This is a genomic window from Mucilaginibacter sp. P5_A6, from assembly GCF_056400585.1.
Genome location: NZ_JBFUKZ010000016.1, coordinates 52,452 through 76,605, shown reverse-complemented (window position 1 = coordinate 76,605; position 24,154 = coordinate 52,452). Strand labels below are relative to the sequence as shown.

24 protein-coding genes are annotated in these 24,154 nt (G+C 41.8%); 11 read left to right on the top strand and 13 right to left on the bottom strand.

From position 1 onward, the window contains the following. Positions 1-519 (bottom strand): DUF1036 domain-containing protein, encoded by a 519-nt coding sequence (locus AC1DO4_RS17160; protein ID WP_477417976.1) that lies wholly within the window; start codon positions 517-519, stop codon positions 1-3. 453 nt (positions 520-972) lie between these two features. On the opposite strand from AC1DO4_RS17160, the gene AC1DO4_RS17155 reads away from it, so the two are divergent. The 3 genes from AC1DO4_RS17155 (at position 973) to AC1DO4_RS17145 (ending at position 3,995) form a co-directional block, all read left to right on the top strand. Next, complete coding sequence (locus AC1DO4_RS17155) at positions 973-1,578, top strand: response regulator (protein WP_477417974.1); 606 nt, start codon at positions 973-975, stop codon at positions 1,576-1,578. Further along, on the top strand, positions 1,578-2,597 hold the full coding sequence (locus AC1DO4_RS17150; protein ID WP_477417972.1) for a histidine kinase: 1,020 nt from the start codon (positions 1,578-1,580) through the stop codon (positions 2,595-2,597). The genes AC1DO4_RS17155 and AC1DO4_RS17150 overlap by 1 nt, the downstream gene beginning before the upstream one ends. A gap of 855 nt (positions 2,598-3,452) precedes the next feature. Then, the gene (locus AC1DO4_RS17145) at positions 3,453-3,995 is read left to right on the top strand and encodes a YceI family protein (protein ID WP_477417970.1); all 543 of its coding nucleotides are present in this window, start codon (positions 3,453-3,455) and stop codon (positions 3,993-3,995) included. 464 nt (positions 3,996-4,459) lie between these two features. Here AC1DO4_RS17145 and AC1DO4_RS17140 read toward each other — a convergent pair whose 3' ends face one another. The 5 genes from AC1DO4_RS17140 to AC1DO4_RS17120 form a co-directional block, all read right to left on the bottom strand. Continuing rightward, positions 4,460-4,669: a heavy metal-binding domain-containing protein gene (locus tag AC1DO4_RS17140; RefSeq protein WP_477417968.1), complete on the bottom strand. Its 210-nt coding sequence runs from the start codon at positions 4,667-4,669 to the stop codon at positions 4,460-4,462. A gap of 2 nt (positions 4,670-4,671) precedes the next feature. Then, positions 4,672-6,114: a PepSY domain-containing protein gene (locus AC1DO4_RS17135; protein ID WP_477417966.1), complete on the bottom strand. Its 1,443-nt coding sequence runs from the start codon at positions 6,112-6,114 to the stop codon at positions 4,672-4,674. Between the two features lie 3 nt (positions 6,115-6,117). Next, a complete protein-coding gene (locus AC1DO4_RS17130) occupies positions 6,118-8,457 on the bottom strand; it encodes a TonB-dependent receptor (protein ID WP_477417964.1) in 2,340 nt (779 codons plus the stop codon). Between the two features lie 166 nt (positions 8,458-8,623). Further along, positions 8,624-8,995 (bottom strand): hypothetical protein, encoded by a 372-nt coding sequence (locus AC1DO4_RS17125; protein ID WP_477417963.1) that lies wholly within the window; start codon positions 8,993-8,995, stop codon positions 8,624-8,626. A 327-nt stretch (positions 8,996-9,322) separates the two neighbouring features. Beyond that, positions 9,323-9,901, bottom strand: coding sequence for a plasmid pRiA4b ORF-3 family protein (locus AC1DO4_RS17120; protein WP_477417961.1), 579 nt, complete (start codon positions 9,899-9,901; stop codon positions 9,323-9,325). A gap of 491 nt (positions 9,902-10,392) precedes the next feature. Between AC1DO4_RS17120 and AC1DO4_RS17115 the strand changes: the two genes are divergently transcribed. After that, positions 10,393-10,680, top strand: a complete 288-nt coding sequence (locus AC1DO4_RS17115) for a hypothetical protein (protein ID WP_477417959.1) — start codon at positions 10,393-10,395, stop codon at positions 10,678-10,680. Between the two features lie 450 nt (positions 10,681-11,130). Here the strand turns inward: AC1DO4_RS17115 and AC1DO4_RS17110 are convergent, their stop codons facing one another. Together AC1DO4_RS17110 and AC1DO4_RS17105 are read right to left on the bottom strand one after the other, a co-directional pair. Beyond that, positions 11,131-11,712 (bottom strand): cysteine hydrolase family protein, encoded by a 582-nt coding sequence (locus tag AC1DO4_RS17110; RefSeq protein ID WP_477417957.1) that lies wholly within the window; start codon positions 11,710-11,712, stop codon positions 11,131-11,133. 61 nt (positions 11,713-11,773) lie between these two features. Next, positions 11,774-12,628, bottom strand: coding sequence for a helix-turn-helix transcriptional regulator (locus AC1DO4_RS17105; RefSeq protein WP_477417955.1), 855 nt, complete (start codon positions 12,626-12,628; stop codon positions 11,774-11,776). 390 nt (positions 12,629-13,018) lie between these two features. Here AC1DO4_RS17105 and AC1DO4_RS17100 point away from each other — a divergent pair, with 390 nt between their 5' ends. The 3 genes from AC1DO4_RS17100 (at position 13,019) to AC1DO4_RS17090 (ending at position 16,031) form a co-directional block, all read left to right on the top strand. Continuing rightward, positions 13,019-13,831: a 3-keto-disaccharide hydrolase gene (locus AC1DO4_RS17100; protein ID WP_477417952.1), complete on the top strand. Its 813-nt coding sequence runs from the start codon at positions 13,019-13,021 to the stop codon at positions 13,829-13,831. 384 nt (positions 13,832-14,215) lie between these two features. Beyond that, a complete protein-coding gene (locus AC1DO4_RS17095) occupies positions 14,216-14,914 on the top strand; it encodes a hypothetical protein (RefSeq protein ID WP_477417950.1) in 699 nt (232 codons plus the stop codon). 109 nt (positions 14,915-15,023) lie between these two features. After that, the gene (locus tag AC1DO4_RS17090; RefSeq protein WP_477417948.1) at positions 15,024-16,031 is read left to right on the top strand and encodes a c-type cytochrome; all 1,008 of its coding nucleotides are present in this window, start codon (positions 15,024-15,026) and stop codon (positions 16,029-16,031) included. A gap of 46 nt (positions 16,032-16,077) precedes the next feature. Here the strand turns inward: AC1DO4_RS17090 and AC1DO4_RS17085 are convergent, their stop codons facing one another. Both AC1DO4_RS17085 and AC1DO4_RS17080 read right to left on the bottom strand, forming a co-directional pair. After that, complete coding sequence (locus tag AC1DO4_RS17085) at positions 16,078-16,362, bottom strand: DUF6958 family protein (RefSeq protein ID WP_477417946.1); 285 nt, start codon at positions 16,360-16,362, stop codon at positions 16,078-16,080. 45 nt (positions 16,363-16,407) lie between these two features. After that, a complete protein-coding gene (locus AC1DO4_RS17080) occupies positions 16,408-16,764 on the bottom strand; it encodes a hypothetical protein (RefSeq protein ID WP_477417944.1) in 357 nt (118 codons plus the stop codon). 198 nt (positions 16,765-16,962) lie between these two features. On the opposite strand from AC1DO4_RS17080, the gene AC1DO4_RS17075 reads away from it, so the two are divergent. After that, positions 16,963-17,628, top strand: coding sequence for a hypothetical protein (locus AC1DO4_RS17075; RefSeq protein ID WP_477417942.1), 666 nt, complete (start codon positions 16,963-16,965; stop codon positions 17,626-17,628). Here AC1DO4_RS17075 and AC1DO4_RS17070 read toward each other — a convergent pair whose 3' ends face one another. Then, positions 17,629-18,294, bottom strand: a complete 666-nt coding sequence (locus tag AC1DO4_RS17070; protein WP_477417940.1) for a phosphatase PAP2 family protein — start codon at positions 18,292-18,294, stop codon at positions 17,629-17,631. Between the two features lie 80 nt (positions 18,295-18,374). Here AC1DO4_RS17070 and AC1DO4_RS17065 point away from each other — a divergent pair, with 80 nt between their 5' ends. The 3 genes from AC1DO4_RS17065 (at position 18,375) to AC1DO4_RS17055 (ending at position 21,306) form a co-directional block, all read left to right on the top strand. Beyond that, positions 18,375-20,306, top strand: coding sequence for an amino acid permease (locus AC1DO4_RS17065; protein ID WP_477417937.1), 1,932 nt, complete (start codon positions 18,375-18,377; stop codon positions 20,304-20,306). Positions 20,307-20,311: 5 nt separating this feature from the next. Beyond that, a complete protein-coding gene (locus AC1DO4_RS17060) occupies positions 20,312-20,719 on the top strand; it encodes a DUF5655 domain-containing protein (protein WP_477417935.1) in 408 nt (135 codons plus the stop codon). 77 nt (positions 20,720-20,796) lie between these two features. Further along, a complete protein-coding gene (locus AC1DO4_RS17055; protein WP_477417933.1) occupies positions 20,797-21,306 on the top strand; it encodes an endonuclease domain-containing protein in 510 nt (169 codons plus the stop codon). Here the strand turns inward: AC1DO4_RS17055 and AC1DO4_RS17050 are convergent. Together AC1DO4_RS17050 and AC1DO4_RS17045 are read right to left on the bottom strand one after the other, a co-directional pair. Beyond that, positions 21,254-21,880 (bottom strand): phosphatase PAP2 family protein, encoded by a 627-nt coding sequence (locus tag AC1DO4_RS17050; RefSeq protein WP_477417931.1) that lies wholly within the window; start codon positions 21,878-21,880, stop codon positions 21,254-21,256. The two genes, AC1DO4_RS17055 and AC1DO4_RS17050, sit on opposite strands and share 53 nt — an antisense overlap. A gap of 211 nt (positions 21,881-22,091) precedes the next feature. Next, positions 22,092-24,041, bottom strand: a complete 1,950-nt coding sequence (locus tag AC1DO4_RS17045) for a KUP/HAK/KT family potassium transporter (RefSeq protein ID WP_477417929.1) — start codon at positions 24,039-24,041, stop codon at positions 22,092-22,094. Positions 24,042-24,154: the final 113 nt, after the last annotated feature.

Here is a 24,154-nt window from a genome sequence, read left to right as displayed (position 1 = left end):
TTATCGTTTGTTTCTTTCAATTGATTGATGCGGTCCTGATGGTGCCGATGTAAGTGGATCTATAACATAAGTTGCCCTGCCTGCAGCCTGGAAGTTTGTACGGGTTCTTGAATTTTCGGGACCAAGAAGGTCAATGGTATATTTAGTTACATTACCTGTACCCAGGGTTACCCTTTCAAAGCCCATTTGGACATCAGTTGAAGCTTGATTTTGGCCGTTATATGAAAAAGAGATTTGAACCTTTTTATTGATATAAAATAGCTCGGTACCCTTCCAAACCATATTATCACCCATTGCATAATAAAAATAGGTTTGTTTCAGGTTGTCGCCGGCTATCAACGTTTTGGTTTCGCCATTATTTAAAGTGGTCCATCCTTTTGAAACATGCTTGCCATTTTCTATAAATCCAAAAGCAAAAAAAACGATACTGCCAGAATAGTTAGCTACTTTAAGATCGGCAAGACACCTTTGCCCCAATAAGATGGATAAAAAAACCGTCAGATACAATTGCTTTTTCATGCCTGCATGGATAAGTTTAAGTTGGTTAAATTTACTTTAAACATATTTAAAAAGAGACAATTTCTAAATATTTTTAAATCGGTCTGGTAAGTATCAAGAACTCGATATGCAAAAATGCATTTCGCCTCGGCCTTCACAAGTACTTCCCGCAAGCACTTCCGGCTTACCCTTACTGGTGTTCCCCACTGCGCTTTGTTGGGTGTTGTCACCAACAAATATCGGCATGTAAAAGGCTTTAATGTTTACATAGTCTCCACCACCGCATGTACTTTTTTTCGTTGCCACATGACTGGACGAAATAATACCAATTCACATTAGCTGTACAAAATTTCCTTCCGCTGGTGCACGCGCCAGCGAAGGGACCACATTGGGTCAAAATATTAATATTATAATTACTAACATTAAATAATTATAATTGCACCCCTTTATAACCTTAAACCTAATTTGATTCAAATGCTTATCGTAGATTATTTCGTTACTAACAAAGAATGGATATTTAGTGGCGTCGGGGTATTCGCTATTGGTTTATTCATTACATATAAGTTTAACTCTAAATCTTCTGAATCTGTTGTACTAAACAATTTCGAAGCGAACCCTGTGATAACTGTAAACAATCATATTGCTGAAGAAATAAATAGATCATCTCAAACTTCGGAAATGGAGTTAAGCAAAAGAAAATCCTTAACCCATATACTGTTTATTGATGATGACATAAAATTTAAAATCGTTAAGATTTTAAATACAGCTGGTTGGGTAAATACCAAAATAATTAAAGATGTCGACAATTTAGATTCAATTATTGTCGCAAAATCTCAAATTTTATTTGTGGATATCCATGGGGTTGGAAATAAATTAGATTTTAAAGATGAAGGATTGGGATTAGCGTTAAGTTTAAAAAAGAAATACCCTAATAAAAAAATCATTATTTATTCCACTGAATCCAAAGGAGATAGGTTTCACGAAGCATTAAGACGAGTAGATACGTTTCTTTCAAAAAATGCGGATCCTTTTGAATTTCAACAATTGATTGAGCAATATAGTGCTGAAATTCTTTACTAATGAATTCAAGATTCATCAATAAAGCAGATCAATTAATCCATAGTGATTTTACATCAGAATGCACAAGCTGCATAAACAAGTGTTCTTATGAGTCTTTCAAATTAATCTGCCCAATCAATAATGATGAGCGGAGAATTGGAAAAATTAAGAGTCAATTTGGAGAAGTTTTTTCATGTACAAATAATTCAGATTTTGTAAAAAGTTCAAAATATTTCAAAACAATTCAATCTGTAAAAATCGTCGGACTACAAGATTTAGAAAAAACGAAAAACGAAATAAATCAAGAAACCAAAAGATTAATTCATAATCTTACTAAAACTAATGGACATAATATCCAAGAACTGTATGCAATAGTACCCCAAGATTTGTTGACTCAGAATTTACAAGATCAGCTAACTACTATCAAACATTTTATTTTAGAGAATCCTGAAGAATCAGCAAAGACCTTTTTAAGGATTGCAAAAAACAATGCAGCCATGAAAACAGAATTTTCAGTTTTCAAAAAGCTTTTTGAAGGATCAATTGTTCTACAGAAAAAGAATCATCCAATAAGAAAAGTTGTTCTAAATTTATTTCATATATTTTTTCAAGACTTTAATGATCTAAACGTTTATGTAAACTTTGAGGAAAATAATGATTACTTCATATTTGATTATGAATCCATACATGTAGCACTATATCATTTAATAGATAATGCTACAAAATATGTAATTCCAAATTCTACCATAAATGTAAATTTCAAGCAGAATCCTATTGCTTTCTCCGTAATTCTTGATATGATATCAATTAGAATTGAAGACAATGAAAAATTTAAGTTATTAGAAGAAGGATTTTCAGGTGAAATGGCCCGGAAACTAAATAAAGCCGGCGATGGTATTGGCTTAGCTCGTGTTTCTCAAATATTGGAATTGAACAATGCTGAATTATTGATAAGACCACGAGTTACACCTTCACTAAGTTCAAAGCACTTAGGAATATGGTATGATCAAAATCAATTTGAAATTAGATTTTATAAATAGCCCCACCACTACTACAAACACTTTTTCGCTGCCGCATTGGCGGGCTAAATGATACCAATTCACATTAGCTGTACAAAATTTCCCACCTATGTTACAGTTTCACAATAGTTTATTAATTATTAAATTGTTATCCTGATATTTAGATTAACAAATTGATTAGGCTTTGGGGAGGTTGGTTGGGCGGCCTTCCCATTAATTAAAGTCTTTATCTGCCGCCGGTCTCCCACCAAAAAAAAGATCCTTTTGGCGCAAGTCTCGGGCGGTTGCTGGTGGGCGGCTGACTTGTAACGTTTTAAAAAAATCACAATTCTTTATCCTGTCTTTATTCGCTTATTATTTGTTTTTTATTTGTGCTCATTATCTCGCGATGCTCGGTCTTGGTTACTTTTGTGGCCACAAAAGTAACCAGGACCGAGCACGGCCATGAGCGGAACGATGTTGTCGGTTATAACTACGTAACGTTAAAACCCAAACACTCGTTATGCGTAGTTCATGGTTGCCACGCTGCAATGACATGGGTTAGTTAGCCGCGTTGTTCCTACTCCCCATAACGTTTTTAAAAAACAGGCCTGTTTTACGTCATTCCCCTTCAGAGCCTCCCGAAATTACCGGATTAATGAATTTTTCTCGATTTTTCTCTATTGACTTGTTACTTACCTACACATCCTGATACCTACTTGCTACTATATAAAACATTTTATGTTAAGTTTCTATGAAATTAAATTATCAGGTAAACATTTAGCCAGGTACATAGTTAAACTGTAACTCAATGTCTGTAAATTGTAAATAAAGTTAATTAGATGTTTAAACATCTAATTTTGTATTATCTTTGTATCAACAAAAAAAACAAATATCATGTCAACACAAACAGCAACAAAATGGGTTATCGACCCAATGCATTCAGAAGTACAATTTAAAGTTAAACATTTGGTTATATCTACCGTGAGCGGCTTTTTCAAAAGCTTTGCCGGTGAGTTAGTTACCGATGGCGATGATTTTGAAAATGCGGAGATTGACTTCACATTGGATATCAACAGCATCGACACCAACCAAAGTCAACGTGACGAGCACCTAAAATCAGCAGAGTTTTTTGACGCTGAAAAATATCCCCAGATTAGTTTTAAATCAACATCATTTACCAAAACAGATGATGATGAATATGCTTTAAAAGGCGATTTAACGATAAAAGACGTAACCAAACCAGTAAAACTTGATGTTGAGTTTGGTGGTTCGGCAGCCGACTTTTATGGCAATACCAAAGCTGGTTTCGAGATCAGCGGAAAAATTAACCGTAAAGATTTTGGCCTTACCTGGGACGGCGTTACCGAAGCCGGCTCTATAGTTGTAGGCGAAGATATAAAACTGTTAATCAACGTACAGTTTGCTAAACAAGCTTAATTGTTTTAATGCTGTTGCTGTATTTTAATAATTAAAATGCCGCTGTTGTTAAGTATACGTAACAGCACGGCATTATTAAAAGCACAAACGCATTTGAAACGCTAATACCACAAAAGCCATCCAAACCGGGATGGCTTTTGTGCGTTTAAAGGCTTTCTATCGATACTTAAAACCGATTGTCATTTCCTTTTATTAAAAACATGTGTACACAAAGTAGCCCGTTGGGAGGGAATCGCACACACCACGCTTTTTATAATCTTCCGAACATCTATGGCTTTAATCCCTTAAATACACCCATTATTCAGCATAACTGTCGTTTTTTTTTTAAATTTAACTTACTGACCATCAGCACAAACGGTGTTCCATGCGTTGTTTTGATAAAACCTAAAGTGCTGACAATCAACACCAAGACGTTCCAGACCGTTCGGGGCGTACCAGGCGTTCCGATGGAACGCTTTACGGCATTATTTATCTGCCGTGGTATCGCGCTCAACCAGGTCCATCCCGCATTTTGAGCAGGTGCCCGGTTTATCAAAACTCAGGTCGGGGTGCATGGTGCAGGTGTACTTGCTTTTCTTTTTAACATCAACCGCTTTAGTAGCCATGCTGTTGCATGAAACAATGCTGCCCAACGTAAATACAGCCAAAGCAAATATAATAAGGGATTTTTTCATGGTTATTTGTTTTTAATAAAGGATGCCAAACCGAACAAAGATACAACCAGCACGCCCAAAGCGGCCAGCATACTTACAATGTCGCGGATATTTTTACCGGCCCAGGTCATGCCAAAGTATTTGTGCAGGAAGATGAACGAAAGCCCTTCGGCCCTGTCGATCCCCGTTACCCTGGTTGCCAGTTTGGATGTGGCGGTTTCGATGTACCAGTTATCGCCGTTAGGGTACCCTACCCGCTCTACAGGCAGGCGTTTGTTGATAAACCCATATTCGTTGTCAAACTGCCTGATCTGATCTACCTTAACCCTGCCGCTAAATGTTTTCACGCTGCCTGTATGGTAATAAGTACTCAGGAAGCGGGCGTAGTCCTCATCGGCGTTGGTTTGCTCCTTCCCGGTGATGGCATTAAAATACGATACCTGCTTTTGGCCATCCGTAACCTGGTAATAAGTATTGCCATTAAAGCTCACCAAAGCTACCCGCTTAATCAGGCTGTCTGCAATTGGCAAGGCTAAGTTTGATACGCCTAATTGAGCGCGTTGAATTACCTGCCCGTAATCGGCCTTTGCAGGCCCGTTATTATGCAGCTTTACCGCCAGGTGGAATGCCCCGCTGATTACAAAGGTGAACATCACAAAAGATACGATGAGCCCTATCTGCCGGTGAAAACGGTGAACGAAACGTTTATCCTCTGTGCCGTTCGCTATGCGGTTTTGCTTGATGGTTTTAAACTTCCTCCACATCAACCCATAAACCGTTAAGCCGCTGATAAGAGCTAACAGCATGATACCCATAATGATAAGCAACACTACATTGCGAAAGGTATCGCCACCCATATCTGCCAGGAACTGCCAGGTATGAAACTCTTCAAACAACGCCAAAAACGCCTTCCGGGTATTGTTGTTGAAGGTACCCATGCGGCTTTGGCCCGTTTCGATATAAACATCCATGCCATCGGCCCTGTCGAACGATACCTTCCAAACCGGGAGCAGGTGGTTGATAGGCTGATACAATCCGTCGAAACTCTTTTGAGCGCTGATCTGTACGGCCGATGTACTATCCTGCGTAAAATAGCGGGCCAAATATTCGGCATAGGCGGTATCGCCATGTGGTAATAACACGCCATCCGTTACCGAATAGTAATTGTAAACGCTATCTACCCCAAGCACCTGGTAAAAGGTGCCCTTCTCAAAACTAACCAGGCCAAAATTCCGAAGAGCCGCCAGATGGTTGCGATCCATCACCTGCTGTATGCTCAGCACCGGCTTCATTTCGCTTTGCGCCAGCGGCTTAAATACCTCCTGCGCAATAGACGGCCTGAACCAGTTGGACATAAACGGGTGCGAGAGGCCGCTCAGCGTCCAGAAGATCACCGGGATGAGGGCGGTTAAGCCCAGCACCCGGTGCCATTTATAGAAATTGCTTTTTACTACTGCTGATGCCATTGATCAATATTTTGAAAATGAATAACTGATGCCCAAAGTGTAGATACGCGGCGCGGCAGCATTGTAGGTATCGCCATACTGGTTACTGGTTACTGTAGTGGCATACAGCTTATTGGTTAAATTTAACACATTAAACCAGATACCCGCCCCCTTAAGCGCACTGCTTTTAACATCGTAACCCAAACGCAGGTTGTAAATATTATAGCCGCTGTAGGTTTTGGTGTTAGCTGGGTTGGTATAATACTGGTTAATGTGCTGCCACTCCCCTGCTATCCTGAAGCCTGGCAGGCACAACGGCTTGTAGGTAAGTTCTGAGTTAGCTATCCAGGCCGGGGCATTGCTCATGCGGTTACCATCGTATTTGATAACTGTACTGGTGCCTGTGCTGTAGTTGGTACTCACTTCGCTGTAATTTACATAGGTGTGCCTGGCATTGGTACCGCTAAACCTGAAGATAAGCTCCTTTACCGGCGCCAGCGTTAACGAATACTCAACACCCCGGTGACGGGTTGCACCCGCGTTTTGGTTTTGGGTGGTATTATCGGGCAGTAACTGGCTAATGATCTCGTTACGCCCCTCCAGGTCGAACAGGCTTGCCTCAAAATATAGCTTCTTATCAAATGCCGAGAACCATCCGCCCACCTCATAATTGTTAAACGTGGCTTGTTTTAAGGGAGTTAATTGCCTTGAGCTATACAGGTCGCCGGTTTCTGGCGGCTGGAAACCTACACTGTAATTGGCATAGAAACCCTTGTTGCTTCCCATGTCATACGTTAAACCCAGCTTTGGCGCAACAATATTAAAGTTATTGGTTTCCTGTTGCTTATACTTGGTGCTTGCGGCAGGCAGGCCATTGGTAAAATCATAATGCACTCTGTCGTACCGCAAGCCGGCCACTATATGCAGGGCTTCGGCAGGTTTCATTTCATACTGAAGGTAGGCCGCGGTATTGAATAATTTGATTCGGTAATCATCAATATACTTACCGGTATTGGCAAAGCCGGTGTAGTAGTTATTCTGTACATCCTTATCAATATCCAGGTATTGGGCATAGTATGAACTCGGGCTATCATCTACATAAACCCCACCTATCAGCCGCGAGTGCAGGAAATCAAAATTAACCCGGTGCTGGGCCAGCAAGCCATAGCTCCGGAAACGCTGATCGTTCACCTGTCCGTTACTGCTCAGGTAGTTGCCCGCATTGTCCCTAACATCTGATATGAAATAGCTTGGCAACTGTGCTGTTGAATTATGCCTGAAGAACAGGGTTACAAAAGTACTGTTCCTGTCATCCCAATGATGATCCAACCGGGTACTGGCCCTGAATGACTCTACCTTACGATAGGTAAACCGCTGATTGGCGCCATAGCTGCGGTTGTAAAAACGGGCGCTATCCAAACTGCCCGGCGTTTGGGTGTTGAGGTAATTATACGCCGCTGATGTAGTTAACCGGGTATTGGCATCAAAATCATAAGTGGTTTTAAGGTTAGCCGAATATTTGTCAAAATCGGAATAATCCTGCCAGCTGTCTTTCTGATGGGCGATGTAGCCGCCAACATACATCCCGAATTTGCCCTGGCTAAAGCCGCCATCTGCATCAATCCGGCGGTAATTGTAGTTATCCCCCTGTATAGAAACGTTACCTGCATAGCCAGATGGCGGTCCCTGGGTAATGAAGTTAACCGCACCGCCAATGGAGTTACTGCCATAAAGCGATGATGCAGGCCCCTTAATCACCTCGATATCCTTAACGCCCGACATATTGATCTCATACAGCGAGTTATGATTAAAGATTCCCGTAGGGCGGATCGGCAAACCATCCTCCATATACAAATAAAGCGCATTATAAGTGATGGGCTGACGGATGGCCATGGTATGCTGCTCGTTCCCCAGGTCAACCATGTAAACGCCTGCCACCTTGTTTAAAAGCTGGTACAGCGCTGTGGCTTTGGTATCCTTTATCTGGGTAGCGTTTATTTTGCTGATGGCAATAGGCGCGTCCTGACGGGCTTGCCCCTCCCTGCTGGCGGTTACTACCACTGGTTGCAGATCGAGCGTTGAGGGTACCAAAGCTACAGCAACCTTATCGCCGGTGATGCTAACTACCTGTGTACTGTAACCAACCATGGTCACTTTAATTTGAGTAATGCCCTGGGCGAGAATCGCAAACCGGCCTTTAGCGTTTGTTGTGCCTAATTTTTCGCCATTGGCTTTGGCTATACAGGCGCCCGGCAGGGCCTCGTGGGTAATGGCATCGGTTACCATAACCTGGATGCTGGTTTGGCTGTACGCCAGGTTAGATAGGAGTATAAATAGTATAGATAGAATGAAATATTTCTTCATGTAAAACGTATGTGGAGCTGACTCCGGTGGATAATAGGAATTGGACAGGATGATTGGAGTGAGGGCTTCTACACCATACCATTGCGAACGAGGCAACTGCAAGCATGCAAAGCGACAAAGCGCGATTCAATACATCAATCAAAAAGATCCGGGAAATAAAATGAAGTTATCCTAACTGCGGAGGCTGGAAGATGACCATAGCCGGGGTTGGTGGCAGGCTGTCATCATAAAGAGTTTCAATTACTTGCAACAGGCTGCAGTGAAATTTAATATCAGTTGAGCTGATAATATAAACCTCCTGGAACAGGCTCTTTTGCGATTGCCTTTCATCGCTGGCCTGCTTATCCTCAGCCTGTTTTATCTTTTTCATGAAGTAGCATTTACCATCGCAATGCATCCAGGGCCGAGCCCGGTTTTCGCAAAGTTTGGTGGCAATGTAGTTCCTGTTCAGCTCAAAACCCGCGTAGACAAAAAAACGCGAGAAGTTAACCGCTACCAGCGAAAAGATCAATAAATAGGCTGTTACACGTTGCAACATAATGGCGCAAAGGTAAACCGTATGCACTTAAGAAACAACCAGGGGCTCGTTTTTTTGTGGGGACCTCCCCAAAGAGGCAAACACCGGCATTTGTCCTGGTTGGTTCGGACATCCAAAAAGTAAAACTAATGGGTCGGGCGGGTGTATGTTTTATCGCTATCTACAGTAACAATATCAGGTGTAGAATAATCAGGATTTATCTACAAATTATCATTAATTCCTGCTCTTTTTTTAAGAAAAAACACTATTTATCAATAAAAATGCACAATACAAGTAAAAGGCTTTCAGGTGGAATAAATTTAAATATCAAACACCAAATATTAATCATTAATCAGCCGATGCCAGTGCAACACAACGGTTATTTGCCACGTGCTGATCGAAAGCATTAACATCCCATTTTTTACCTTCCGGGATTCCCATCCATTTTGTCATTTCCTCATGATCGGGATGCTCAGGGTTGTTTACAGTATCTACCATGTTATAATAGCCGGGCACCCCACCGCAATCCTCTGGCGGGCAGGCGCCCTGCCCATCAATACAAAGCGGATTAATTAATCCTTCCTCCGGGATCTTTTCGAGCAGGATCTCATGCGTCCAGTTATCGCCGAAATCGTAAATGTAGGTATACTTCTGTTTTGCTTTTTTAAAAACAGCACTAATCATGGCATCCTCGCTGTCAATAATATCTTCATTAGCTTCATCATACCCGCCAAGTGGCTGGTAACAAGGCTTGGATCCCCATCCCTTCAATGAAAACTGGTACATATGGCTGTTTTCCCAGCCAAAGGCCGCCTGTATCACCAGGTGAAGGTCATTAAACGTTATATCAAAGGGAACCAATACCCTCCGCCAAACCACAGGATTATTGGTATAGCTGAGCTGGATTTTAAACTGAAAGATTTTCATTAAGTATATGCTTATTTACAAAGTCTAAAATTTACAATAAATTTTGCAAACACAGCAAATCCGGTAAAATCCTTTTGGTTATGGCCGGTGTTTTTCACTGCACCATGCTGTCAAAAGGTTTCGTTTTCCGAAACCTTACCAAAGCTATTCAAATATACCCATACCTTACTTTGCAATGAGCAGGCCGCTGCAAAACACAGGCACCGGACCGATGCGCTGAAAACATCAACAAAAGGCAGAAACCGTAAAAACACGGTATGAAAATACCGTATTTAAACCCTTTTTTCTTTCCTGGCTTATATTGAAATTTAACATATTAATATACAGTTAGTTATGATGAATTTGTTATCGACCAAGAACAGAAAACAGCGACGAAAAGCATTAGCAGGGAACACAGGCAACCACAATTACCGCCAGCGGGTCAACATCAACATCTCTGACAACGAAATAATTGTTAATTAACCATATAATCCATTTTAAACCTAAAAGTCATGTATGATTTAAATGCATTTGCAGTACGCAAAGGAAACAAAATTGAAGTTACCATTTCGGGTAATTTAGCCGATTCCTGCCATCGGGCTATTGTTGAAGACATCTATCCCGGAGGGAATAGACAATATGTCCGCGATCCGGGAGAGGCACAAGTGTTCATAAGAGAGTGGATTGCAACTACAGGTTCGGTGTGTGCCATGATATTAATACCATGGGCTGTAACTTTAGACATTGCCGACACGCAACACTCAACAGTTGGTATATATAAAACGAAGAAAAAAAGCTAACAATAGAAGTTACCAAAGAGGATGAGACTTATAAAGTTTATGAGCTCACACGTGGCACTGTGCCCAGTGATGGAGCATGTTCAATAGTGCCAGCTTCATTCAAGATGCCAAGCGCTTATGCAATGATATTTGGACCTGAAAATCATAAAGCATGTTCCGAATATGTGTTAAGATACTGCAAATCACCTGGTAAATCTGATTTCGGTGGCGGAAGTGAGGCGCCAAGAGGAATTTTATAACTGCTGTAAGCTAAGCCGACCAAAATGATCGGCTTAGCTCACGGCGGGTGTTTTTAATAGCACCACGCGGCTGAAAGATTTCGTTTTCCGAAAAAAAGTCTGACCAAAGGCTTTGGAGTTTTCGGCCCCCGCGATCATTTCATCACCGACAGTACCTGCGAAACGTTCAAATAAGGCGCAATTAGTTTCTTCATCAGGTTGCTAAAGAAAATCATCGTTTTTTTTTTAAAGCGTTTATAACCTCATCGGTATTTAAAACGGTAGCAAACTCGTTGTTTATTTGTGCCAGGGCGGTTAAATGGATGGTTTCGGCATCATAATGCTCGCCTTTTATTCCTGTTTTTGAAAAGGCGGCAGTGGCATCGGCCACTACAAAGGTATTGTAGCCAAAATTACCGGCCATCCGTGCAGTGGTAGATACGCAATGTTCGGTGGTAAGGCCTGCTATAACTACGGTATCAATACCTGCAGCATCCAGCTGTTGTTGCAAATTGGTGCCGATAAAGGAGCTGTTTACGGATTTTTTGATCACCGTCTCGCCCGGTAAAGGCCTTACAATCTCTTTGTGTGCGTTGCCGGGGTTACCCTCGGCCAGCAGGGAGTTGGGGTTAGCTGAGCAATGCTGTATATGAAACAAGGGCAGGCTATTTGCCCGCCAATAATCGAGCAGTTTACGGGCGTTAACTTCGGCATCGGGGTTATTGCGTTGCCCGCCCCAGTAAGCGATGTTATCAAAACCCTGCTGTATATCAATCAATATCAAAGCCGGGTTGGTGTTTTGTAATGTTTCCATACCCCAAAACTGCAGCTTTGCAAGGGCCGGAATTTTGCTGTGAGGCTTTATTTGTTTGTTTTTATAACACCAGTTCGTTCCGCGCGCTTTTAGGCGAAGCGCCAAATTTTTGCTTGTAAACTTTTGAAAAATGCGAAATATTTTCGAACCCGCTGCTATAAGCTACCAGCGATACCGGGTCATTCGAGTGCTTTAACTGGTACTCGGCATACTCCAACCTGCGATTGAATTGCCATTTTACGGGCGTGGTATTAAAACGATCGGTAAACTCTTTTTTAAATGCACTTACACTTCTGCCGGTGAGTTTGGCCATATCGGCTATGGACAGTTGCCTGTTAAAGTTAGTTTCCATAAAATAAGCAAGGTCTACTTTTTTATGGCTAACCAGGTCTTTCAAAAACGAAGCAAAGGTTTTAGACTGATCGCCTGACAAGATCTGCAACAACACCTGGTGGGCCGCAAACTTAACGATGCACCTGGAGTAATTTTGCGGCTGTAAAATATGCTGCATAACCTGGGTTACGTTGGCTTTTATAAATTCGGATGTTTTAAAAGTGAAAGGCGGCAAATCGGCACTCAACTTTTCCTGCTTAAACTCCGGTACGTGGCTTTCTAAAAAGTAATCAACAAACTCATTTTCCATAAAAATAAGCAGGCTGGTATAATCATCAGATGGAAACAACTGGTAATTACCCCTCCGCCTAAACTGGATATCGCCTGCCGCCAGGTGCTGTACGTAGCTGCCATACCTAACATCAATGGCGCCTGTTAAAATTACCTCCAGGCAATGCGCGGTTTGCAGGGTGTCGTCGCACCTGAAAGGCCGCTTTTTATCAATGATAATTCCATACATATCAGACAATCGTAACCTGATATGCGCATGATGATCAAGCAGGTCTTTAGGGATTTGTATCATCGGTACACATTAATTTTCACTAAGCTACATTTTGGGAGCTATCTTTTTTACTTTTTTGATTAATTGTAACAAATGAATGATAAAAACTAACAGGCACCTGCAGGTGCACGCATCCCAATGTTATTAAGTTAAGGAAGACGCAGAAGCGCAAAGTGATTTGCTTATTTTTTTTCTTAGCGTCCTGGCGTCTTTGCGCGAAAAATCGCGATATGCCCTGATAACACCCCACTGCGGTGAATACCCTAACCCTTTGTACTATCTTTAGGCGACCTAAAACACAACCGCCACCACAGAACAAAGAAATAACCTGGTGTTGCATATGGTTAATGATTTTAATGTTATTTTGGTACCATTAAACAACCTGTTAATAAACCACAACACATACCTGCTATGAAAAAAACACACTACTTTTTAATACTTTCCTGTTTCCTGGTACTTGGCTGTACGGGCGCAAAAAAGCTGGCCGGCACCGGCAATGACGATAAAGGCTGGAAGAAGCTGTTTAACGGAACCGACATAAAGGATTGGTTTGTGAAGATTAACCATCACCTGGTTGGCGAAAACTATGGCAATACGTTTAGGGTAGAAGACGGCATAATCAAGATCAGGTATGATCAGTACGGCGAATTTGACAATCAATTTGGCCACCTGTATTACAAAACGCCGTTTTCTCACTTTCACCTCCGGTTTGAATACCGCTTTGTTGGTAAACAGCAAAAAGGCGCGCCGGACTATACCCTGCTTAACAGCGGCGTTATGTTTCATTCGCAAGACCCCAGGACTATGCTGAAAGACCAGGATTGGCCAATATCAATAGAAATGCAGTTATTAGGCGGCCTTGGCGACGGAAAACCGAGGCCGACAGGCAATATGTGCTCACCCGGCACCGATGTGGTTTATAAAGGGAGGGTTTGGCCCGACCATTGTATCAGTTCGACTTCAAAAACCTATGACGGTGATCAGTGGGTAAAAGGCGAACTGATTGTTCAGGGCAACAAATTAGTAACACATATCATCAACGGCGATACCGTGCTGCAATATTCCAGGCCCTCCATTGGCGGCGGCGTGGCCAATGGCTACGATCCAAAGTACAAACAGGACGGAAAATTATTAAGCAGCGGCTTTATTGCCTTGCAAAGTGAGGGACAGCCTGTTGATTTCAGGAATATAGAGATTAAACAGATGCCAGGTTCGGATCGTTAAAAAGACTGCGTCTATCAGCGGGAAAGAGGCTAAAAGCAGAAGGCATAAAGCTTAAAGCCGATGGCTCCATTCTCGAGCGGCTCAAGACCCTGGCAGCCCAGGTTAAAGATTACAGCGAAAAATAAAAGCCGCCAATCAGCAGCAAAAGCGAACCAGGAAAACATGCTCCGGGTTTGCTTTTTTTATTTATAAAATAAAATTTTCAGCAATTTTAAATCTTTTAAAATCAGTTTGTTATGCATAACTTTATATACACTTTTCAACCAATTATTTTAACTCGCTAAAGCTGAAGAGTTTTTTTTATCAGGATTAAGCCTAAAGTAAATTTTTGATTAAGAAAGGGGTTTATACCCGGATATATTATCACATTAAATTTTTACGGTCATGAAAAAAAACAATCAATCACAGTTAAGTGAACGCCGCACTTTTTTAAAACAATTTGCAACCGGCGCCGCAGTGTTAGGAGCAGGTATGCTCGCTTCACCCTTGCAATTATCGGCCACAGATATTTCTTCACCGGATGTTTCGGATGCCGATGCATGGTTTAACAAGATAAAAGGGAAACATAGAATCGCATTTGATGTAACTCAACCACATGAAATGTTTCCTTTTGCATGGCCAAAGGTGTTCCTGCTTACAAACGGGGCAACGGGTACACCCGAACAAGATTGCAGTGTAGTAGTCATCTTACGTCACAATGCAATCCCCTACGCCCTGGGGAACGAGCTTTGGGAAAAATATAAATTTGGCGAGATGTTTAAGATTAATGACGAGGCAACCAAGGCCGCCGCTACTCAAAACCCATTCTGGCAACCAAAACCCGGAACTTTTAAAGCACCAGGATTTGGCGAAATAAAAATTGGGATAAACGAATTGCAGGCCAGCGGCGTAATGTTTTGTGCCTGTGATGCGGCCCTGACGGTATTTAGCGCCGTTGCTGCAGATAATACCAAGCAGGACGCCGCCGCTGTTAAGAAGGAATGGCTGGCAGGTTTATTACCTGGAATACAACCTGTACCATCCGGCGTTTGGGCGGTTGGCCGTGCCCAGGAACATGGGTGCTCTTATTGCTTCGCCAGTTAAGCTGCTGCCGAAAAATTAATAAAGCCGGAAGCTGTAAAGAAAATAATAGCTTATTCTTTTCCAACCTCCGGCTTGCCGAGCCTTCCTGTAGTTTTAAATGAGATGCACCATGCTTCGTAATCTAAATATTGTAGCCGGTGCAATAGCCGTAACGGTAATTATAATGTTCATTGCTACATGTACATCAAACAATAAAAATGATGTGGTAAAAAATGATATGTCTTCTGCGGTTACTACGGTACCGCCCAGCCCGCAATGGATTATCCCTGATACCGGCGAGCTAACAAACACCCGGGAAGCCCAACTGATAAAATATGGCCGTTCGCTTATTGTTAACACAGCTTATTATTTTGGTCCGAAAGGTGTAATTGCCCATAAAAGTAATGGATTGAATTGCCAAAACTGCCATCTTAATGCAGGGACAAAACTTTTTGGGTATAATTTTTCGGTAGTATCAACAAGCTATCCAAGATTTAAAGCCCGGAGTGGCGCCGTTGAAACGATTGTAAAAAAAGTAGAGGATTGTTTTGAACGGAGCTTAAACGGTAAAAAAATAGATAGTAATGGCAGGGAGATGAAGGCATTTATGGCCTATTTTGAATGGATTGGCAAAAATGTAAAAAAAGGCACAAAACCCCTGGGATGGGGAGTTGAAGAGCTGCCTTTTTTAAACAGGGCGGCAGATACTGTAAGGGGAAGGATGGTGTATGCATCTAAATGTGAAACCTGCCATGGCAAAAATGGAATGGGGGTTTTAAATGCGGCAGGCACAGCATATACTTATCCACCGCTTTGGGGCAGGCATAGCTATAATATAGGAGCCAGTATTTATAGCATTTCGAAATTTGCGGGCTATGTAAAAAACAACATGCCTTTTGGGGCCAGTTATCAAAACAACCAACTTACCAACCAGGAAGCCTGGGATGTAGCAGCTTTTGTTAATACGCAATACCACCCTTTTAAAAATATCAGCGCAGACTGGCCGAATTTGTCTGCCAAACCTTATGACTATCCATTTGGCCCGTATGCCGATCATTTGTTTACAAAAGAACAACGCAAATATGGTCCGTTTGCACCGATAGAAAAACATTATAAGTCGCAAATCAACAGGAAATAAAACCTGGCTGGAGGATAATGTTTGGTGGTAAATTTAAGCAGGAGGTTTAAGCGGTATCAATGCTGTAAACCGGCGGTTTGGCGGTATCCCGTTTAATTATTTTACGGGCTTCAAGGTCTAATTTTACGGTTTCGCCGTACCAATGCGCATTGCCCGAAAACGTGGTGTTAACTTTATCGTGGAGCGCCTGCATCAGCTGGGTATGGGTAAGGCTTTGGGTTTGCAAAATTTGCAATATAGCCGCCTTTATTATTTCATACTTTTCGGCCGAAATAATTTTATTCTTTTTATTGCTATCAGGATGCAATGTTTGGATTGTGGTTTCTTTCATTTTAATCCGGTTCTAAGAGTAGCCAACCTGGTTTCCAGTAAAACCTTAATTGCTCCTTTTAAGCGTTGCTGCCAAATGCTTGCCCTGGTAAACGAGGTGCATTTTTATTGAATCGCCATATAGCTTGCCGGTATGGGGGGCATTGCCGTTGGGCACGGGTACATTAAAAGAGAAGTCGTCGCCATTGATCATGCCATCGGTAATGGTTACCTCGCCTGCCGGTGTTAACGCTGTGCCTGTAAGCTTGCCGCTATCTACCTTAAAGTTATAAACCAATTGAAAAATGCTATCATCGGGCAATTTTACCGCACCACTCCATTTGCCGTTCAGATTACTCACTGCGGCCAGGCAAACCGTAAATAACAGAACAAATATAGCGGTGGTGGTTATCGTTTTTCTCATCCTGAGCAAATGTGTTAACTGAATACAATTTCGACAGGATAAAGTTTTAATTATTCGCAACCAGGCTACAAAAACTTACCTCCGCGCTTTCTTTTTAAACATCGTAACATACCTGATTACCAGTCTCATAATAAAGTAAAATAACGAATAATCAATATATTTTTAAAACCAATTGCTGTTTTAACAGTTAAACTATCTATGAAAAAGACAATTTTAAGCTGGAGTTTCATCCTGTTTGCAACGTTAGGTTTTAGCCAGGTACTTAAACCTGTAAAGATAGATAGCCTTGTTACTATTTCTTTACCTGCAAACTTTACAAAAAAAGATACATTAGGGCAGCAGATTTACCAGGGTACAGCCTCTTTGGGGTATGTAGTTGTTATACGTGCCGAAAATGCAGCAAACAATAAGCCCTTAAATAAAGAGAAAGACCTGAAAAAGGTATTTGAAACTTTTGCCGATGGCATCCGCAAGCAATCGCGCAATGGCAGCATCATGAACCCGCGCGATACAACTATCGGTACACTTGAAGCCAGGGTATTTACACTGAGGGTTGATAACAGTGCCTCAACAGGCGAAGCACCGCAACTAAGGCAGTTTATCCTTTTATATACGCAGGAAGCCACTTATACCATAGAGTATTTTTATCCAGAAGCCAGGGCAGACCTTGCCAAGGCCGAGCTAAAAGAGTTTACTGGCTCCATAAAGCTTGCTCCCGATTTGAAACGTAACGATCAGTATATTTCAAATGCAAAAGGTTTGTCAACTCCTTTAAAAATAGCGTTATATGGCGGCGCTCCGCTTATCATCATTATTATAGTGATAGCTATGCGCAGGAAAAAACGACTGGCGGCCGAAGCCTGATTATTTGAAAAGCGTTTGGTATAGGCCTGTTTTCCATTTATCGGTATGGATAAATTGCCTGCTATCCAGCCAGCTTAGCCAAAATACGGTAACCATTACGCCAATAACCGAACCGGCAATTACATCTTCAAAAAAATGCTGGGTAAGGTACATTCTTGAGTAGCCAACCAATATGGCAATTAATAAGGCTGGGACACCCCAGCCTTTATTTTTGCATAAATAAGTTATTACCACCGCAGCCGAAAAAGCGCTGGTTGTATGCCCCGAAGGGAAACTGTTGTAACTGAGGATATAAATATCTTTAACGGTATGCACGTGGCTCCACTGGTCACTAAAGTAAATTTTGGGCCTGGGGGCATCAACAATGTACTTTAATACCTGGGCCACCAGGGATGTTACAAGGTAGCTTGATGCCAATAAAAGGAATTTGCGATAGCTGAATAAAAGCAAAATTAACGATAGCGAAATAGCCGTAAGGCCGTCGCCAATATCGGTCATATAGGGTTCAATATAGTCGGCCCAGGGGCTGTTCCATCCGTTAACCGCAAAATATATTTCGGGGCGCGTATAAAACAATTTGATTACCAAACAGGTGCACAAAAGCAGCAGGTAGAGTATAAAAAATGGCTTAATCCTGTGTAAAACATCATTTATCCCTATCTTCATGGCGCAAAATAAGCATATACTTATTCAATGCAAAAAAATGATTATGTTTGGGAAGGGTTCACTATTATTAATTTAATTAAATGTCGAAAAGCATATTTCGTAAAAAGTCAGTTGCCAAAATATTACATGATGTTGAATGCGGTTTCAGCGACAGCGAACACCCCGGTACCGCCGCTTCCCAGCTAAAAAAAGAACTTAACGTTAAAGACCTGACCCTTATGGGCATAGCCGCCGTAGTTGGCGCAGGCATTTTCAGTACTATCGGCGAGGCATCTTTTCATGGAGGTCCGGCTGTTTCCCTTTTATTTATCGTAACTGCTATTACCTGTGGTTTTTCGGCACTATGCTATGCCGAATTTGCATCCCGGATCCCTGTTGCGGGCAGCGCCTATACCTATGCCTACGCTTCATTTGGCGAACTCATAGCCTGGATAATCGGCTGGGATCTGCTCATGGAATATGCTATTGGTAACATTGCTGTTGCCATATCCTGGAGCGAGTATTTTGTAAACCTGCTGGAGGGCTTTAACATTCATCTGCCCAAATACCTTGCTATGGACTATGTTTCGGCCTTAAGAGGGCACGAAGCGGTATCGGCTGCAGGAGCTAATTTAGCCATTATTGGCGACAGGGTAAAAAGCGCTGCCATGGCCTGGGACAATGCGCCGGGTATTGGCGGTTTTAAACTGATTGCCAACCTGCCGGCTTTAGGTATAGTATTTATTATTACCTACCTGGTTTACATCGGCATCCGCGAAACAAAGAAGGCAACAAATGCCATGGTGATATTAAAGGTACTGATAGTTATAGCGGTTATAGTGGTAGGCTTTTTTTATGTTACACCAGCCAACTGGCATCCATTTATGCCAAACGGCTTTGGCGGCGTGATGAAAGGAGTATCAGGTGTATTTTTCGCCTATATCGGTTTCGATGCCATTTCGACTACGGCCGAGGAATGCGAACAACCACAGCGCGACCTGCCCCGGGGCATGATCTATTCGCTTATTATATGTACTGTTTTATATATCCTTATAGCGCTTGTACTTACCGGCATGGTAAGCTATAAAGAACTGCAGGTTGGCGATCCGCTTGCTTTTGTTTTTGCCAAAGTGGGCTTACATAAGGTAAGCTACATAATATCAATAAGCGCGGTAATTGCTACCGCAAGCGTTTTACTGATATTCCAGTTAGGCCAGCCGCGTATCTGGATGAGCATGAGCCGCGATGGGTTATTGCCTAAAGCATTCTCCCGTATTCATCCCAAATTTCATACACCGGCATTTGCAACTGTTGTTACCGGCTTTGTGGTAGCCGTGCCGGCCCTGTTCATGAACCTTACCGAGGTTACCGATTTAACCAGTATAGGTACCCTGTTTGCATTTGTATTAGTTTGCGGTGGGGTACTATTATTGCCCCGTGAAGCTGCGGTTAAAGGCAAGTTCCATTTACCGTATGTTAACGGAAAGTTTATTGTTCCGCTAATAACGATTATCATCCTGGGTTCGCTTTTTTATTTAAAGCCTGCCCCCCAGGTTGAAATGATGCAGTTTAAAAAACTAAAAGAAAAACCTGCAATTATCGAAAGCCTGGATGCTGCTGATAATGCAGCCTTGTTTACTACCTGCACCATGCTTTATGGCAAGCAAAACGTTAGCGGCACGGTTGCCCAAACAAAGTATTTTAAAGATCTTGAGGATGATAACTTTAACACCGCGCTAAGGATCACCCCTATCAGTGATGTTAAAAAGTATCACTTAGGATTAGATGGTTTTTTATATAATTTCCCTAATTACCTGTTCTTTATACTCATCATTGTAATAAGTATATATAGCTTCCTTAAAAACTTCTCGCTGATACCGGTTTTGGGCCTTATGAGCTGTTTTTACCTGATGACCGAACTTGGTTATACCAACTGGCTACGCTTCCTTATATGGCTGGTGATTGGCCTGGTTATCTACTTCACCTACAGCTACAAAAACAGTGTATTGGGCAGGGAGGCTAAAACCACTTAACGCTTATGTGGACCTGCCCCATCTGCAACCGGGAATTTACAAACACCAACCAGGTACATTCCTGCCGGGAGCGTAACCTGGGCGATTTTTTGCAGGGTAAATCGGAACATACGATAGAACTATTTGATCACCTGGTGAATGAATACCTGCAGTTGGCCCCCATCAAGGTTTATCCCACCAAAAGCATGATCGCTTTAGGCTTGCGTACCAATTTTGCCTATGTAACCCAGTTAGGCAAAAATTTTATTGATGTGGTATTTCCTTTTAACCAGATCTACGCCGATAATCTTTGCTTCACCAAAATTAAAACCGTCCCCGGCACCAACGATCATAACCATTACTTCAGGATGTATTTTAAGGAAGATATTAATGATGAGGTAAGGGGGTATATGAGGAAGGCTCTGGAACAATAGCCTCACCCTGCCCTCTCCAAAGGAGAGGGTTCTGATTTGCATGATACATACACATACCAAACGTTTAGCAAAACGCTATGAGTAAAAACAATACAAATATTAATGGGATAAAAATTAAGGCTTGGGGGTTTGAAACTGCGGACCTTGTTTTGTGGGAGGTGCTTAAAGAAAACTCCAGATCAAACAGGCTAAATCCTACGGAAGCAGAGTGTATATTATGGCAACTTTTAAGAAATAGTAATACCGGTTATAAGATAAGAAGGCAGCATGCTATTGATGGCTATATCGCCGATTTTGTTTGTTTGGGTAAAGGGCTGGTTATTGAAGTAGATGGCGGGTACCACCAATTTACAAAAGAACAAGATGAAATAAGAACCAATGTTTTAAATGAATTGGGTTTCCATGTTATTCGGTTTACAAATGATGAAGTATTAATATCCCCAAAATGTATTTCTGAAAGTAAAGGAAATATTGGACAAACAACCCGACAGAAAAATCTAATTCTTTACCCAGGTGAGGCCTGCTCCCTGCAAATCAAAAGCCCTCTCCTTTGGAGAGGGTTGGGTGAGGCCTCTTCTTCCCCATAATCCACTTCTGCAATTTCCAGGTCAAATACGCCGAACCGGCACCTACCACCGCACCGCCTAAAACATCACTTGGATAATGCACCCCAAGATATAATCGCGAGTAACCAACCGCACTTGCGTAAACAAACGAAGGCGCTATTACATACCATTTGGGTATGGCCAAACTTAACGAAGTAGCCGTAGAAAAAGCAAACGCGGTATGCCCCGAGGGAAAAGATGGATCTGTAGGGTATTCCTTAGCGTAAATCATATCCGGATGCGTAATAAATGGGCGATCGCGGTTAAATACTTTTTTGAGCAAATAAGTTGCACTGCCTGCAACAATAAATGAACCTGCAGTTTGCAGTCCGCTTATTTTAAGCTCATCATCATGATTTATATAGCCCGCAACAATTAAACTTACCGGTGCGGCTATGTTTACAATAATAGCTTTATCGCTTATAAACTTCCAGGTTTTATCGGCACCACTTGCAGGGCCGTTGATGCTTTTAAGCAGGTTAAGATCAACTCCCTGGGCAAAAAGGTTTGCGGTAAAAAAAAGGGCTAAAAGGGTAATTTCTATTTTCTTCTTCACTGGTGATAATTCAACACAGTAAATATGAAATAACAATCTGTAGTAATACTGAAGAGCCTCACCTAAATCCTCTCCAAAGGAGAGGACTTGAATTGCGTCTTTTTTAAAAAAGCCTTCTGCAAACAAAAAAGCCTTCGTTTGCAGAAGGCTTTTTTGTTTATATGATTTTTTCAGAACCCTCCTTTGGAGAGGGCAGGGTGAAGCTTTGAGCCTAATTTACCCTGTGTATTTCAATAGCCTCAGGTATCGAAAGCATCAATGGAACTTTTTCAACCGTAACAAAGCTCAGGTCGAGGCCAAAACCACGTTCTTCTGATAAACTTAAGTGTTTTAGGTAAACATAAAAATCCATGATGAACCGCTCATATAACGACAAGCTATGCGAGCGTGAAAACACTTTTTCAATCACCACAAACCTAAAATCGCCAACAATCTTGTGTTTATTTAGTGATTTATAGTGACTGGTAATATCTACCTCACCCTTTTTAACCAAATCTTCAACCACTTTCCTAAACAACAGGTTTATCTGCTGCTCAACGCGGAAACCCAATTTAAAGTCGATACGGATGAGTTTGTTTGGTACTAAAAAGTCGACTTCATATTCGCGTTTGTAAGGCTCATCAACTACGTCAACGTGAACCAGCCAATATACATCGGCACGCTTAGGCTGTTTTTGTAATATGGAGTAAACTATTTTCGATTCAATTTCGGAGTTAAAATTGGCGCTGGTTAAATAAACCAGCTGCGATGCGTATTTAGGTACGCTTTCGTCGGCGCTTAGTTCATTAATAATGTTGTAATAATCATCAATACCTACAAACTTAACATAACGGTTTCTGATTTTGCGGGCGGTGTGCCACGTCCACATTACGGTGAACAATATAAATCCTATTGATAAAGTAAACCAGCCGCCATGTAAAAATTTAACCAGGTTACCTGTAAGGAATGTACCTTCAATAACCAGGTAAACAGCTAAAAATATATTAATAATATAATCCGGTACTTTTTTACGTTTCAGGAATTTAGATACCAGTATTGTGGTCATGAGCATGGCCACCGTGATACTTAAACCATAAGCCGCCTCCATTTTATCCGAGTGGCGAAATATCAGTACAACACCCAGGCATCCTGCCCAAAGCAGCCAGTTAACACTGGGTACATACAGTTGACCCTTTTGTTCTGATGGATAATTGATACGCACCTTTGGCCAAAGGTTAAGTCGCACAGCCTCAGCAATAAGCGTAAACGATCCCGATATCAACGCCTGGCTGGCAATAATGGCGGCAACAGTAGCTATGCCGATACCAAATATCAGGAACCAATCGGGCATAATTTTATAAAATGGGTTATTGGCGTTCAGGTCCATAACAGTGCCATTTCTTTGCAGCAACCAAACTGCCTGGCCCAGGTAGTTAAGAATTAAACAGGCTTTAACGTATATCCAGCTTATCCGGATGTTTTGCTTACCGCAATGCCCCAGATCTGAATATAAAGCCTCGGCACCTGTAGTACACAAAAACACAGCTCCTAAAATAATAAAGGCGCTATGACTGCTGCTCGAACTTAATAATTCATAAGCATAATAGGGGTTTAGCGCTCTGATGATGCCGGGTGAATGAGCAATATAACTGATCCCCAACACGCCCATCATGGTAAACCAAATGAACATAATTGGCCCGAAAGCTTTACCAACCAGCGATGTACCAAACTGTTGAATAATAAACAGCCCGGTAATAATGGCCATAACAATTTGTACAGTAGGCAAATGGGGATAATAGGTTTGCAAACCTTCAATTGCCGACGATATGGTGATTGGCGGAGTAATGATACCATCTGCAAGCAAGGCACAGCCACCAATAACCGCGGGCACAATAAGCCATTTTGCCTTTCGGCGTACAAGCGAGAACAGGGAGAAAATCCCACCCTCGCCTTTATTATCGGCACGCAATGTGATCACTACATATTTCAACGTAGTTTGTAATGTTAACGTCCAAAAAATTAGCGAGACTCCTCCCAGTATTAAAGTTTCGGAAATTTGGTTTGTACCAACTATGGCTTTAAATACGTATAATGGGGAGGTACCAATATCACCGTAAATTATTCCTAAACTGATGAGGAGGCCAGCCGCCGACAGTTTATGCAGATCTTTGTGGTTTGACACTATTTTGCTTTTGTGAAGCCGCAAAAATATTAATTTTTTCCATTAAACTTAAATAATCATTAAACGTATACGTAAATTGCATGTCTATACCTTAAAAACAGCCCTGGTTGTTA

Coding starts and splice junctions, on each gene's coding strand:
- AC1DO4_RS17160 (WP_477417976.1), bottom strand. CDS start 519: ATGAAAAAGCAATTGTATCTGACGGTTTTTTTATCCATCTTATTGGGG.
- AC1DO4_RS17140 (WP_477417968.1), bottom strand. CDS start 4,669: ATGAAAAAATCCCTTATTATATTTGCTTTGGCTGTATTTACGTTGGGC.
- AC1DO4_RS17090 (WP_477417948.1), top strand. CDS start 15,024: ATGCTTCGTAATCTAAATATTGTAGCCGGTGCAATAGCCGTAACGGTA.
- AC1DO4_RS17130 (WP_477417964.1), bottom strand. CDS start 8,457: ATGAAGAAATATTTCATTCTATCTATACTATTTATACTCCTATCTAAC.
- AC1DO4_RS17085 (WP_477417946.1), bottom strand. CDS start 16,362: ATGAAAGAAACCACAATCCAAACATTGCATCCTGATAGCAATAAAAAG.
- AC1DO4_RS17105 (WP_477417955.1), bottom strand. CDS start 12,628: ATGATACAAATCCCTAAAGACCTGCTTGATCATCATGCGCATATCAGG.
- AC1DO4_RS17075 (WP_477417942.1), top strand. CDS start 16,963: ATGAAAAAGACAATTTTAAGCTGGAGTTTCATCCTGTTTGCAACGTTA.
- AC1DO4_RS17065 (WP_477417937.1), top strand. CDS start 18,375: ATGTCGAAAAGCATATTTCGTAAAAAGTCAGTTGCCAAAATATTACAT.
- AC1DO4_RS17150 (WP_477417972.1), top strand. CDS start 1,578: ATGAATTCAAGATTCATCAATAAAGCAGATCAATTAATCCATAGTGAT.
- AC1DO4_RS17115 (WP_477417959.1), top strand. CDS start 10,393: ATGTATGATTTAAATGCATTTGCAGTACGCAAAGGAAACAAAATTGAA.
- AC1DO4_RS17080 (WP_477417944.1), bottom strand. CDS start 16,764: ATGAGAAAAACGATAACCACCACCGCTATATTTGTTCTGTTATTTACG.
- AC1DO4_RS17145 (WP_477417970.1), top strand. CDS start 3,453: ATGTCAACACAAACAGCAACAAAATGGGTTATCGACCCAATGCATTCA.
- AC1DO4_RS17155 (WP_477417974.1), top strand. CDS start 973: ATGCTTATCGTAGATTATTTCGTTACTAACAAAGAATGGATATTTAGT.
- AC1DO4_RS17125 (WP_477417963.1), bottom strand. CDS start 8,995: ATGTTGCAACGTGTAACAGCCTATTTATTGATCTTTTCGCTGGTAGCG.
- AC1DO4_RS17120 (WP_477417961.1), bottom strand. CDS start 9,901: ATGAAAATCTTTCAGTTTAAAATCCAGCTCAGCTATACCAATAATCCT.
- AC1DO4_RS17070 (WP_477417940.1), bottom strand. CDS start 18,294: ATGAAGATAGGGATAAATGATGTTTTACACAGGATTAAGCCATTTTTT.
- AC1DO4_RS17060 (WP_477417935.1), top strand. CDS start 20,312: ATGTGGACCTGCCCCATCTGCAACCGGGAATTTACAAACACCAACCAG.
- AC1DO4_RS17055 (WP_477417933.1), top strand. CDS start 20,797: ATGAGTAAAAACAATACAAATATTAATGGGATAAAAATTAAGGCTTGG.
- AC1DO4_RS17095 (WP_477417950.1), top strand. CDS start 14,216: ATGAAAAAAAACAATCAATCACAGTTAAGTGAACGCCGCACTTTTTTA.
- AC1DO4_RS17135 (WP_477417966.1), bottom strand. CDS start 6,114: ATGGCATCAGCAGTAGTAAAAAGCAATTTCTATAAATGGCACCGGGTG.
- AC1DO4_RS17100 (WP_477417952.1), top strand. CDS start 13,019: ATGAAAAAAACACACTACTTTTTAATACTTTCCTGTTTCCTGGTACTT.
- AC1DO4_RS17110 (WP_477417957.1), bottom strand. CDS start 11,712: ATGGAAACATTACAAAACACCAACCCGGCTTTGATATTGATTGATATA.